11 protein-coding genes are annotated in these 13,601 nt (G+C 41.0%); 3 read left to right on the forward strand and 8 right to left on the reverse strand.

Going from position 1 to position 13,601, the window contains the following annotated elements:
* Positions 1–28 precede the first annotated feature (28 nt).
* The 3 genes from RH40_RS14820 to chrA all read right to left on the reverse strand — a co-directional run bounded on the left by RH40_RS14820 (position 29) and on the right by chrA (position 4,014).
* Positions 29–922 carry a LysR substrate-binding domain-containing protein gene (locus tag RH40_RS14820; RefSeq protein WP_009602423.1) on the reverse strand — a complete coding sequence of 298 codons (894 nt, stop codon included), beginning with the start codon at positions 920–922 and terminating at the stop codon, positions 29–31.
* Positions 923–1,026: 104 nt separating this feature from the next.
* A complete protein-coding gene (locus RH40_RS14825) occupies positions 1,027–2,712 on the reverse strand; it encodes an AMP-binding protein (protein WP_009602424.1) in 1,686 nt (561 codons plus the stop codon).
* Between the two features lie 144 nt (positions 2,713–2,856).
* Positions 2,857–4,014 (reverse strand): chromate efflux transporter, encoded by a 1,158-nt coding sequence (gene chrA, locus RH40_RS14830; protein WP_009602425.1) that lies wholly within the window; start codon positions 4,012–4,014, stop codon positions 2,857–2,859.
* A gap of 102 nt (positions 4,015–4,116) precedes the next feature.
* Between chrA and RH40_RS14835 the strand changes: the two genes are divergently transcribed.
* Both RH40_RS14835 and RH40_RS14840 read left to right on the forward strand, forming a co-directional pair.
* Positions 4,117–5,028, forward strand: a complete 912-nt coding sequence (locus tag RH40_RS14835) for a LysR family transcriptional regulator (protein ID WP_009602426.1) — start codon at positions 4,117–4,119, stop codon at positions 5,026–5,028.
* 42 nt (positions 5,029–5,070) lie between these two features.
* Positions 5,071–5,781, forward strand: coding sequence for an AraC family transcriptional regulator (locus tag RH40_RS14840; RefSeq protein ID WP_009602427.1), 711 nt, complete (start codon positions 5,071–5,073; stop codon positions 5,779–5,781).
* Here the strand turns inward: RH40_RS14840 and RH40_RS14845 are convergent.
* The gene (locus RH40_RS14845; RefSeq protein WP_009602428.1) at positions 5,750–6,628 is read right to left on the reverse strand and encodes a DMT family transporter; all 879 of its coding nucleotides are present in this window, start codon (positions 6,626–6,628) and stop codon (positions 5,750–5,752) included. The two genes, RH40_RS14840 and RH40_RS14845, sit on opposite strands and share 32 nt — an antisense overlap.
* A 148-nt stretch (positions 6,629–6,776) precedes the next feature.
* Positions 6,777–7,331, reverse strand: a complete 555-nt coding sequence (locus tag RH40_RS14850; RefSeq protein ID WP_009602429.1) for a gamma-glutamylcyclotransferase family protein — start codon at positions 7,329–7,331, stop codon at positions 6,777–6,779.
* Between the two features lie 230 nt (positions 7,332–7,561).
* Here RH40_RS14850 and RH40_RS14855 point away from each other — a divergent pair, with 230 nt between their 5' ends.
* Complete coding sequence (locus tag RH40_RS14855) at positions 7,562–8,746, forward strand: NnrS family protein (protein ID WP_009602430.1); 1,185 nt, start codon at positions 7,562–7,564, stop codon at positions 8,744–8,746.
* A 28-nt stretch (positions 8,747–8,774) separates the two neighbouring features.
* Here RH40_RS14855 and glpD read toward each other — a convergent pair whose 3' ends face one another.
* The 3 genes from glpD to glpK form a co-directional block, all read right to left on the reverse strand.
* On the reverse strand, positions 8,775–10,319 hold the full coding sequence (gene glpD, locus RH40_RS14860) for a glycerol-3-phosphate dehydrogenase (RefSeq protein ID WP_009602431.1): 1,545 nt from the start codon (positions 10,317–10,319) through the stop codon (positions 8,775–8,777).
* Positions 10,320–10,478: 159 nt separating this feature from the next.
* Positions 10,479–11,252, reverse strand: coding sequence for a DeoR/GlpR family transcriptional regulator (locus RH40_RS14865; RefSeq protein WP_009602432.1), 774 nt, complete (start codon positions 11,250–11,252; stop codon positions 10,479–10,481).
* A gap of 205 nt (positions 11,253–11,457) precedes the next feature.
* Entirely contained in the window at positions 11,458–12,975 is a 1,518-nt protein-coding gene (gene glpK / locus RH40_RS14870; protein WP_009602433.1) for a glycerol kinase GlpK, read from the reverse strand.
* Positions 12,976–13,601 lie beyond the last annotated feature (626 nt).

Raw genomic sequence — 13,601 nt, forward strand, 5'->3', positions numbered from 1 at the left:
CAAAGCTCTTTGCCTATGATGTGGGCTTTTACTCTGCAATAACTCCGTGCAGCCAGTTAGTGAAAGCTTGGATACGTTTTAATCGCGGTGATTCGTGATCATAAAATAAATTAAATTGGATACCTGGGTTCATACCGATCTGGAAAGGTTTAATAAGCAGGCCTCTGTTCACGAAATCATTGGCTAATGAATCTGAGGCTAAGCATGCCCCGTGACCGGCAACTACAGCATTCATTGCGTGATCAAATGTGCTCACTTCGGTCCATTGTACTGACTCCTTATTCATCTTTACGCCTGCTTGTGCAAACCAACTTTGCCAAGGGTAGCCACCTGATTGATAGTGAATCAACCAAGAACTGAGAAGCTGTTCTGGGCTGGTCAGCTCAATATTGTTGGCTAAGTGTGGTGAACAAAATGGGTAGATAGGCTCCTCGAACAAAAACTCTTTATGAAGTCCTACCGTATTGCCAAGTTCTTCACCTTGCCAGATAGCCAAATCAATATTGCCTTGTTTTAAGTTCGGTTCATCGCAACTTGTTTCGATTCTAATCGGAATATTTGGGTGCTGGGAAGAAAACTGCCAAAGTTTTGGAAGCAACCAGCATGATGCGAATGAGGGAGTTGAACTAACACATAAAAGTCCCTCTACGGGTTCACTTTGTAGTTGGTTTAAGCCAGTTATTATGCTCTCGAGACCTTGAGATACATGTTTGAACAAGATTTTGCCTTGCTCAGTAAGGCGCATCTCCCGTCCTTCTCTAACAAAAAGCTTACAACCAAGCCCATCTTCCAGTTGACGAATTTTTTGACTCACAGCAGCTTGACTAATAAAGAGTTCTTCAGCAGCGCGACTGTAGCTGTTTAATCTTGCTGCTACTTCAAAATAGCGTAGGCCAGGAAGGTGGTGAAGTCTTGAATCCATAGACGTACCTTGTTACTTAGAGTCTTTGTCGAAGCATAATAAAGTGTTTACGTTAAAAAGCAAAAGGGAGAGCGAATGCTCTCCCTTATTTGGTGGGATAAGATTTATTCTTCCCAAACAACGAGTTTGTCTTTTGGCCAGTTTTGCCCAACATCGTGGTACTTTTGTTCAAGAACATGACGCTTAATCTTGAGTGTTGGCGTTAGTATGCCATTCTCGATACTCCAAGGATCGTTAATCATGAGAACGCCTTTTATTTGTTCATGAGATTCTAACTCGGAGTTCATTTTAGCAATGACTTTTTCGGTCGTTTTTTCATAGCGCTTGCGATCGAAATTTGGGAAATCATGTGGTACGACTAATAAGATAGGGAAAGGCAGTCCCAATCCGATTAGGCACATCATTTCTACACGACTGTATTCGAACAGTTTCTTCTCAATAGGAACCGGAGCAACAAACTTCCCTTTTGCTGTTTTGAACGTGTCTTTTTTACGTCCTTGAATGGTGAGATAGCCTTGAGCATCAATAATGCCGATATCACCCGTATGCAACCATCCCTCAGAATCAAAAGACTCTTGCGTAGCAATATCATTTTTATAGTAACCGGAAAACATTCCTTTACTTCTGACCATGATTTCTTGGTCATCTGCAATCTTGAGCTCAATACCTGGTCCAGCGTTGCCGACACTACCAATTTTATCTGCTTTGAAAGGGTAGTTTAGAGTACTATAAGCAAAAGATTCGGTCATACCCCAAGCCTCGGTAATGTTCAAACCAACACTATGGTACCAGTCCAGCAGTGCTGGTGATACTGGGGCCGAGCCACATCCGAGTACTCTTGCTTGATCTAAACCTAATCCATCCGCTAGCTTTTTCTTTATCAGAGAGTTGATAAATGGAATCTTGAGCAATAAATTGAGTTTCTTTTGCGGTAGTTTATCTTGGATTCTTTGCTGGAAGAGAGTCCATAGCCTTGGCACTGAGATAAACAGAGTTGGGCGATGCATCTTAACATCTTCGATAAAGGTATCGAGAGATTCAGGAAAAGCTGTGGGAACGCCACCCATGATCGACGATCCAAAGATATAAACTCTTTCAGTAATATGGGCAAGAGGCAGATAGGAAAAGAGGCGGTCATTTTCTTGTATACCAATGTGATTTATTAATTGTTGAACTGACCAGCTAAACGCACCGTAAGTCAACATCGCACCTTTTGGTAAGCCCGAAGTTCCAGATGTATAGACGAGAGACATTAACTTATCATCATAGTGTTCTGGACGAGCCTCACTTGGTTGAGAAGCATTGATTAGATCGTTGAATTTATGCTCGCACTGTGGGGCAGAATCGTAGGGCAGAGCGATAGTAACAAGATCTGGCATCGCCGTAATTACTTCTTGCGTAGCTGTCGGATCATCAAGCTTACCACCTATAAGAACCGTACTTTCACTGTGAGTTAAGCAGTATTCTATGGTATCGGCTCCCGCTGTTGGGAATATTGGTACGCTAATAAAGTCGCCTAACATCATGGCTAAATCGCAAATAAACCATTCTGCACAATTTTTAGAAATTAATGCGACTTTATCTCTTGGCTTTAATCCCAATCCATTTAACGCGCTGACTAACTTTAACGCTTTATCAGCTACTTCTGAAAATGTGTACTCTACAAACTGTCTGTCGATAATTTGTTTGAGGTAAATATCATCAGGGCGCTCCTCTGCCCATTTTAATATCATCTCATTTGGTGGTGGGAGGGTACAGTTGGATTTGCTTAACTCGTTAGGCTGAATCATTCTCTAACTCCATGTTATCTGCAAAGTTATGCTTATAGTTTTATTGTTAATTAAATGTTAATCTAGCATACTGGTAAGACCTGAGAAAAGCTATTGTGTATAGTTTTCTTTTTTCTTGTGAAGCTCACACGGGTACAGAGGCTTTTAAAGTAAAGCATTGGTCAGTTCCCCAGTAAATACTCCAAAAAGAATAAAGAATATCACTAACCATAAAATAGGCAGTTTTAACTGCTTCCAGAGTAGAGCACCAATTAAAACTCCAGCCAGATCAGATGAAGTTAATACTGCGTTGACAAAAACGGGCTGATAAAATGCAGCCACCAATAGCCCTACAACTGCCGCATTAACTCCTGTGAGTACAGCCGTAACCTTGGGTTTTTGTGCTAGAGCTTGCCAGTGGGACATTACCGTCATGAGTAATAGAAAGCCGGGCAAAAATACACCAAGTGTGGCCAGCAAAGCACCAAAGATGGGAGCTGAAGGGTATAGGAAATAACCTAAATAGGTTGCTAAGGTAAACATTGGGCCCGGTACAGCTTGAGCCGCAGCATAGCCAGTTAAAAAGGTATTTTGTTCGATCTGGGCACCCAGCAAGTTTTGTAGTAAAGGAAGAACGACATGGCCTCCACCAAAAACAAGGCTACCAGCTTGAAAAAAGTCACTAAAAATAGCGAGAAAGGGTATAGAAGAAGTAATGAAAGGAAGGCCGAATAATATTGCTACAAACAAGACCGCTGGTGCATAGGACACATGAACTTTTTTGTGTTCTATTTGCTTGGGCTTTGATAAAAACCAGTAGCCAACCATACCTGAAATAGTGATTGCGAGTATCTGAGTTACTGTGTGAGGAAGAACTAACAAGATTACGGCAGTTAACAAGCATAAACTTACCGTGATTTTATTAGTACAGAAGGTTTTATACATCCCCCAAGCAGCGTCAGCAACAACAATGACGGCAAGCAGTTTGAGTCCGTGTACAATGCTTTCAAACAAGTTTGTATCAGTAAATTGACTACTCAATGCCGCTAATGTGATCATGATGATGATTGAAGGAAGCGTAAACCCTAGGAAAGCCATACAGCCACCAATAACCCCTCCTCTCTTATAGCCAATAGCGAACCCGACTTGGCTCGATCCTGGCCCTGGTAAAAACTGACTTAATGCGACAAATTGAGCGTATTCTTCATCAGTTAACCATTGATATTTATCGACAAAGTGATTTCTGAAGTAACCAATGTGCGCAGCTGGCCCGCCAAAGCTTATCCAGCCTAACCAGAAAAAGGTAGTAAAAATATTAATCATAAAATTATATTTGTTTATGAAGTATGTCGATAATGTACGCAATGGCTTATGATGATTCAAATTAATGATTTCGATATTTGATATGAATTAAATGGGACGGTAATGGCGCAAGAATTGAATTGGAAGAACGTCGATCTTAACTTATTGGTTGCGTTTAATATGCTATACCAATGTCAGAGTGTCAGTTTAGCGGCTGAGAAGTGTTTTGTGAGCCAGTCTGCAATGAGCCATTCCTTGCAGAGGATGAGAACTCTTTTTGATGATCCTTTATTTGAGCGAGTAGGCCACAAAATGGAACCTACTCAGTATGCTCTCCAAATTGCACCAACAGTAGAAAGGTTACTGAGTACCGTTCAAAACGAGCTTCTGGTCAAGGCTCATTTTTCACCTGAGCACTATGGAGATAGTTGGAAGATAGGTCTAACCGATTACGCTGAACAGTTATATGCGCCGCAACTGTTTGATGCCATCAAATTGAAGTCACCTCACTCTCAAATAAGCTTTGTAAATGTTAATCGAAGTAATTATGTAAAAGTCAGTGAGCAAAGTTCATTAGATGTTATTGTTGGGAGTATCGTCGATATTAGCCCTCATTTTCATACTGAACTTCTCTACATGGAGCAGCATTTATGTTTATTTGACTCACAAGTTGTTGAACTCAAAGGTAGCATAAGCTTTGAAGAGTTTATCTCCTTGGAACATGCTTTGGTTAGTCCTAATGGGAAACTAGCCAGTCAGTTAGACAGTCAACTGGCAAAGCTCGGTTATCAACGCAGAGTCGCAGTTTCATCTCGGCACTTTCTCACGATAAAAAACTTATTAGAAGGGCGAAAATTACTGAGTATTGTTCCTGCTCGTTTTGCAAAGAGGATGCAAGAGACATCTTCACTCAGCGTTCTTCAGTGCCCAGTAGAAATTTCGGAATTTCCTATATTATTGATTTATAAGAAAAACATTCGAAATGAAGAAAAGAACTTATGGTTACGGAAAGTGGTCAAGTCTATAGTATATTGAGAGGAACGCTGAATTGTTTTGCTACGGACTACGGGAAAAACTATGAATAAAATAACCGTAAGGTCTTACAACCGTACTTCTGATGGCCATTGTCATCATTATCATCAAATTCTATTGCCAATAAAAGGCTACATTGATTTGAAACTTGATGACGAGGCGATAACGGCTTGTTATGGAGATTGTGTGGTCATACTTGCAGGGTGTTTCCACGAGTTTTATGCCCATGAAGATTTTCGCTTTCTAGTGATTGATACCGATATACTGCCAAATCCAATTTATGAAAGTGGCAGTGGTTTACGTATTCTTGATGAAGCTGCGCAGCAATATCTTGTTTTTGTTGAAAAACAAATAGTGCATCATATTGAAGATGATGTGCAGGCAGCTATGCTCACATTATTGTATAAACTGATTCTAAGTCAGTGTGCATCATTTAAAATCGACCCAAGAATTAGAAAAGTAATTCAATTGATTCATCAAGATGTCAGCAGGGAATTCTCGATTGAAGAACTAGCCAGTACTGCCTGTTTGAGTCATTCCCAATTTAAACTTCTATTTAACAAAAGCATTAACATGACACCGATTCGGTACATTACCAAGTTAAAGATGGAGAAAGCTCGCTCTCTTCTGAGTAATACGGATACACCGATTAATTTAATTGCTGAGCAGGTTGGTTTTAGCAACCCATCCTCATTTACACGCAGTTTTAACGCTTATTTTGGCGTTACTCCAAAGACTTTTCGCTCAGGGGCTTAGGGTCAGTTCGTTTTCGATAATAGACGATGCTTATCGTGACTAGCGAAATTCCTAGTAGCGTGACCTTACTGAGTGTCGTGCCAAAAATAGCATAGTCGAAACAGTACGTGGTAGGTGGTACAGCGTAAAACAATAGACTGACACGATCTGGTTGGTCATGGTTGTTCATATAAATGAGTAGAAGAAATGCGCCAATAGATACAACTAAACTCATCCACAATAGGGCGATGAGCAACAAAATATTCCATTCCACACTCCAACCAATTACCGTGCTTACAATTGTAAAAATAATGCTAGATAACAGACATTGGTAAACCATTGCTCTTACTGGGTGGATCCCTTCATTTTTTTTGACTGTGCCAAAAGTCAAAGACAACAAAGCCAGAAGCGCAAAAACGTTACCCCAGCCATTCATCTCTTTAAGTTGGCTCGTACCGATCACGGCAATGCAGAGCCCTGAGAACCCGATGATTAAACATATTTTTTTGCTTATCGGTAGGGTAATTTGTTGAATAAAAGGTACCAGAAGAGGGTGAGCTCCTAATATCAATGTAACCAGACCAGGCGACATACCTGTGCCTATTGCAAGAGTGTAAAAACTAAGGTAACAGACTTGGAGCAATAAGCCTGTTACTAACGCATCTTTTATGTGATCTTTTGAAGGAGAAGGCCATAAAGGCTTCTTTACTAGCTTATAGGTAATAGAAATAAAGAGCAGCGATAATAGTGCACGGAGGGCGAGGAAATTCCACTCATTTGTGTATTGTAAACCGAGCTTGACCATCACAGCGCCGCTACTCCACATAACCAGAAAGAGAATAGGGCTCAAGATAATTAAATGATTCATTTTTCACCATGGTATTTTCAAGTCTGTTGATTGGGTTTGAAAATATAGGTGGTTTTTTTTAAAGATAATGATCCCAGAGGCTTTTTCTCTATGCCTGAAAGCCGGAATGCTAGGTTCCTTGGCTTTAAAGCGCGCAAGCTAGGAGAAATTAGCCTCCTTGTACTAGTTTGTCTATCAATGGATAGTTATGTTTATTTACACCAGCGTAGTTTTTATATTTTGGGTCTAAACGATCATTTTCTATTGGAAAGTTCCAGCCAATCGTTTGTTTGATAAATTGTTTAGCAAAGTCTTCTGACACCTCTAAGCATCCAGAGAGAACCGTATCAACATAAGTTTGCATAATTGGGCTCAAGTTACAGGGGGGCTCTGAATAATCCTTGGTGTAAACCCATACAGTGTCCTTGGTAGAGAGAGAGAGTTGACTGGTTATGCAAGTACGATCCAGTTTTACCCTTTGATAGCCATTTTCACGTGCGTCAAATTCAAGTAGCTCCTCGTCATTAACTCGAAGTATGACTCCATTGACCTCTCCTTGTCCCCTACTGACAACCAGAGGTGAAAGTGTATTGTTATCGCCGACTTTTCCCCAATAGCGTCGCAGGCCCTCTACGGTTGCGGGGATCGCTTCTGCCGTTTGGCCGGTAAGTTTACGTGATGCGGAATTCATCAAGCTGCCGTAGCCAAAAATATATTGGTTCATTCCATGTCTCGTCTGAAAATATATTTGTTTCGGTTAACTTAACGATTTTTTACGACAAATGGAAGTGATGTAAAACGTTATTTGTGAGTCATATTGACATTATTCCAATCAGGTCATAATGACTCTTTAAGATTTTTTTGTTTTTAAAGTTATGTTTTTGAATGGTTTTTAAGTTTGGACTATTTTTTGCAATGGTAAAGTTAAGGTGCTTCATTTTGAGGAGATATAAGGTGATTAATATTACCGACAATGCCAAAGAGCAGGCCATAATACCCATTTTGAGACTTTCATTTCGCCCATTTTTTTTACTGGGTTCTGGCTACGCTATTGTTGCAATCTCAATATGGGTATGGATGTTTAATGTGGGGCAGCCTTCTCTATTACAGGTGCCGGCGGTATGGTGGCATGTCCATGAGATGTTGTTTGGTTTTTCAATGGCTATTGTGGTTGGTTTTGTTTTAACCGCGATACAGAACTGGACTGGTGTTCCCGGTACCAAAGGCTATCGTTTAGGTTTGATGGTCGCACTATGGTTACTTGCCCGATTATTGTTTTGGATACCAGTTTCGATATGGGTTATATGTTTCATTGAGAGCCTGTTTTTACTATACGTTGCGTACGAAATTGGGCACCGAATAGTGATAACCAAGGGGTGGCGAAACCTCTTTTTCTTGCCTTTGTTTTTGTTGGCAATTGGTGCCAATATAGCGAGTTACTCGGTGTTAGATAAAGTCTTACCTTTCTCTGCTAGTGATGTGTGGCAAGCCATGATGTGGTGGTTTACTTTGTTACTATCGGTCATGGGTGGCAGAGTCATCCCTTTCTTTACTGCACGTAAACTTAATTTCTCTCCACCAATACCTATCAAGTTCGTTGAATGGGGTGGCAGTCTTGTTTTATCTTTGTTGTTTATATTGAGTTTTTCTCCAGCCGCTTTTAATCAGTTTGGACCTTCTTTAATGCTGGTTGCTGGAGGCTTACAAACGATAAGATTGTTTAGGTGGAAACCATGGAAAACAATCAAAGTACCATTACTTTGGTCGCTTCATCTTGCGTATTTTTGTATACCGATGAGTCTTATTCTAAGAGGGCTGAACTACAATCATCCATTAGAGCACCACATGTTACACCTTTTCGTTATCGGCGCATTGGCTGGCTTGATTTTGTCAATGATCACTCGAGTGACAATGGGTCATACGGGACGTGCTATTTATCAAGGGCCTAATATGATGTTGGGTTTTGTTGCATTAATGTCTGCTGCAATGTGTCGCAGTATAATGGTCGGCCTATTTCCAACCGAGATCTTACTTTGGGTTAATATCAGCGCGATATTATGGGGATGCGCATTTGGTTACTACTTATTGCGTTTTGGTAAGATGTTAGTGATAAAGAGAGTTGATGGATATCCAGGTTGAGGCAAAACCTCACCCTGGAAAGCGAGAGTTATATGGCGGTTGAAAGATTAACAACTGGACTCTGGTGTTGAGCGTTGACATAGTCTTCAAGGTGTCTCTTTTCTTGATCATTCAGGTATAAGCCGAGCTTAGTTCTACGCCATAAGATGTCTTCTGCCGTTACCGCGAGTTCATTCTCAATCAAATAATCTATTTCACGTTGATATATACCCGATGCTTCGCTAGAAAAACAAATACCCAAATCTTCTTGTGTAGTGATGTTTTCGAGTAATTTCCACGTGTAGTTTCCAAACTGGGTAACATATCTAAACAATAGATCTTCTTTCATCCATGGGTATGACTGGTGGATGGTTGAGGCTAATTGTTCTCGTGAGCAACTGAAGTTCCCTCCAGGAAGTGCTTGTTTAGCTGTCCATGCACTACCCATTTGAGGTAAGAAGGGAGCAAGTTTGTTCAGTGCAGCTTCTCCCAATTTACGGTAAGTAGTTAACTTTCCGCCAAATACAGACAAAAGAGGCGCTTGATCAAGCTCCGCTTCTATTTCAAGCGTGTAATCACGAGTGATTGCTTGAGGTGAGTCAGACTCGTCATCACACAGTGGGCGGACACCACTGAAACTAGAAACGACGTCCTCTCGCTGGATTTGGTGAACAAAGTGTTGGTTAACGACATCAATGAGATAGTCGACTTCTTCCTCTGAAATGGCGACTTTTCTTGGATCGCCTTTGTATTCGACGTCAGTTGTCCCAACGATAGAAAACTTATCCAGGTAAGGTATCAAGAAGACGATCCTGCTATCCTTATTCTGAAGAATATACGCCTGTGATTCATCATGAATACGCGGAACGACAATGTGGGAGCCCTTTATCAAGCGTATATTTCTGGGGGAGTCTTGATCCAAACTATCATCAAAAAACTGTTTTACCCATGGGCCAGCTGCATTTACAAGAGAGCGCGCTTTGCGTTTAAATGTCTCTCCTGTGATGGTATTTTTAATGGTAATTAACCAAATGTCACCTTCTCTGCAGGCATGCTCGACTTTACAATAATTGCGAACTTCAGCATGGTTCTCTTTTGCTGCCATGATATTTAGAATGACTAGCCTCGCATCGTCAACCCAGCAGTCAGAATACTCAAACCCTTTTTTTATCTCAGGCTTTAGAAGCCCTGATTGCGCAAGATTGATTGTTTCGCTAGCGGGTAGTGTTGTTCTCTTTCCGAGATTGTCGTAGAGAAATAGCCCGCATCTGATCATCCACGCAGGACGCAAGAACGGCCGGTGAGGTAATCTAAACCTCATCGGTTGAGCAATGTGCGGGGCTTTGTTTAATAATACTTCTCGCTCAGCAAGGGCTTCTGAAACCAAGCGAAATTCATAATGTTCTAGGTAACGCAGTCCGCCGTGTATCAACTTAGAGCTTGCAGACGATGTAGCGCTGGCAAAATCCTGAGCTTCGTACAGTCCCACCGATAAACCTCGACCGGCAGCATCGGCTGCAATACCAGCACCATTGATACCACCACCAATGACCACTAAATCAATTATCTTGTCTTCATTGTAAACGAAAGTCATAAGGTAACCTTTCTTGAGCGAACGAACATTTTTGTTTGGTTTTAATCCTACATTAACTTTCGTTTGTGATCATTAATTATTTTCGTTTTTGTTCTATTTGAGCAAAAATAAAGCGCCTTTGTTGCCAAAGGCGCTTTGCTACTCGGTATTAAATGCTGGCTAGTTTTGTTTGGAGGTGACTTGTAGGGGGATTGAGTGTTCGTCAAGAATTGAGCAAATTTCTTTGGGTGGTTGTTTGTCGGTAAAAAGCATGTGTAATTGAGAAATGTTTCCTAGTTTCACCATGGCATTGCGACCAAACTTTGAATGATCAACAGCAAGGAAAACACTGCGACTATTTTCAATAATGACTTTCTTAACCCTTACTTCGTGATAATCAAAATCAAGTAGTGAACCATCAAGGTCAATACCACTAATACCCAAAATACCAAAATCAAGTCGAAACTGTTTGACGAAGTCGAGTGTTGCTTCACCGACAATGCCACCATCAATATTACGAACCTCTCCTCCAGCAAGAATCACGGTACATTCACTATTCGGCATCAAAATAGTGGCGACATTGATATTATTGGTCACGACCCGAAGCTGTTTATGATTTTTACTCAGTGCTCTTGCAATGGCTTCCGGCGTGGTGCCGATATCAATGAATAAAGTTGCTCCATCGGGAATGTGCTTGACCACCTCTTCTGCGATGACATCTTTTTCATTTAGGTTCATGCTTTTTCGAGCGTTGTAAGATGTATTTTCTGAACTCAGGGGAATGGTTGCTCCTCCATGATAGCGACGGATTTTATTTTCATTCGCTAACTCATTGAGGTCACGTCTAATGGTTTGTGGGCTAACGTCGAACTTTTCCACCAATTCATCAGTACTCACGTAGCCTTGTTTTTGGACCAATGCAATAATCTGCTGGTGACGCGGAATCTGCTTCATTGCTGGCTCCTCAGCATATCAGAGAAGATAGACATGTTTATCCCTATAATGAATATCAAGAATTGATGCTATTGTGCGTGAATTTCAGTGTGATGAGAAGTAATGACAGCCAAGAATCGAGCTCTAGACGCAAAAAAATAGCGTAATCTTTTACGCTATTTTTATTGCATTGCGACTTATTGAATAATGTTATTCAACCAAAATATTAGTCTTCATCATCGCGCATATCTGCCCATGATTGAGCGCATTTAACAGCGCGTTTCCAGCCTTTATAGCGCCTTTCTCGTTTTGATTGATCTTTGGTCGGGATAAATGAACGGTCAAGTTCCGATTTGTTTCTCACCTCATCAAGATCTTTCCAGTATCCAACGGCCAAGCCCGCGAGATAGGCTGCTCCTAGTGCGGTCACTTCTGTTACTTTTGGTCTATCAACATTGGTATCAAGAACATCGGCTTGGAACTGCATCAAAAAGTTATTGGCCACGGCACCACCATCAACGCGCAAACTATTTAATGTCATGTTGGAGTCTGCCTGCATTGCATCCAAAACATCACGCGTTTGATAAGCAATGCTCTCTAGTGTAGCTCTGATGATATGGTTTGCACTAATGCCTCGAGTTAGGCCCACGATTGTTCCTCTGGCCCAGGCATCCCAATATGGGGCCCCAAGTCCGGTGAATGCAGGCACAACATAAACACCATTTGAAGAATCTACTTTTGTTGCGAAGTACTCGGAATCTCTTGCATCAGCCAGTAGCTTCATTTCATCTCGTAACCATTGGATAGACGCACCTCCCATGAATACAGCACCTTCCAGAGCATAAGAAGGGCCGCCATCGGCAGCACAAGCTAATGTGGTTAACAAGCCATGACTTGATTTTACTGGCGCATCTCCGGTGTTCATCAATAGAAAACAACCGGTACCGTAAGTATTCTTCGCTTGCCCAGCCTCAACACACATTTGTCCATACAGTGCCGCTTGTTGATCTCCCGCGATTCCCGCAATTGGAATCCGAATACCGCCTTTACCACCTATGTTTGTTTGACCATAGATCTCAGAAGAGCGTTTAACTTCTGGCATCATAGACGCTGGGATACCGAGTTCATCTAACAACTTTTCATCCCAAGACAAAGAGTGGATGTTGAATAACATGGTACGAGAGGCATTAGTATAATCGGTAACGTGAACTCTTCCTTGGGTCATTTTCCAAACTAGCCAAGTATCAACGGTTCCGAATAACAGTTTGCCTGACTCAGCATCTTCTCTAGCACCCTCGACATTGTCCAAAATCCATTTAATTTTCGTTCCTGAGAAATAAGGATCGAGTACCAAGCCCGTGTTGTCTTTAACGTAGTCTTCTAAACCTCGCTCTTTTAATTCTTGGCAGATATTGGCGGTTCGACGACATTGCCAGACAATCGCATTGTACACAGGTTTACCCGTTTCTTTGTTCCATACTATGGTTGTCTCTCTTTGGTTAGTGATACCAATTGCTGCCAGTTGATCGCTCGTGATGCTTGATTTGGCGAGTGCTTCGACCAGCGTCGAGCTTTGGCTTGCCCAAATCTCAAGTGGATTGTGTTCAACCCAACCGGACTTAGGGTAAATTTGGCTAAATTCACGCTGAGATATACTCACGATGTTAGCATTATGATCGAGGATTACGGCACGAGAGCTTGTCGTACCTTGGTCTAAGGCAACAATATATTTGGGCTCTTTCATGGTAAGAATTCCTTTTCTTTTCTTTACCTTCATTTTAGTTAGTGCATGGCAACTAGACTATTGGGTTCCTTTTACCATACTGCGACTACGTCGTATATTCTCACTGTTTGATTACATGGTGAATCAAAGGCTTGATATTAGACAATATTCTGTTGCGTATCACTTTAAACTAGTCAGGACGTTCGTTAAATTCAGGTTTATTACTTCCCTTCGCTGTTCTAGGTTTACCAAGCTAGTCAGATCGTTTATCTATCATTATCGAGAAGATGTAAACTTTTTCGAAAATAAACGCTCAATAAAAGTGAACGTTTTCGCATAAAGTTATCAATAGTAGTATTGTTGATGGTCTGCTTTTGCCTGAGATAATCAAAAGCGGCAATCAACAGGTTGCAAAAAAGCAGTAGTTAGGCAGCTATTTTATTGTGATCTATCATTATCCTAATTATTTACCATATGAATGGTTTTATTGCTTTTAATTCCAATATTGTATTAAAATTATTGACTTTTTTAATCTAATTCTTACCCATTAGTCATTTTTTTAACTATTGCTATGCCAATATAAAGTCCAAATTTAGTGATTTCAATCACATTATTTTATCTCTCTATAATTAGCTTAATCAATTTTG

This window comes from Vibrio caribbeanicus ATCC BAA-2122 (assembly GCF_000165125.1).
GTDB lineage: Bacteria > Pseudomonadota > Gammaproteobacteria > Enterobacterales > Vibrionaceae > Vibrio > Vibrio caribbeanicus.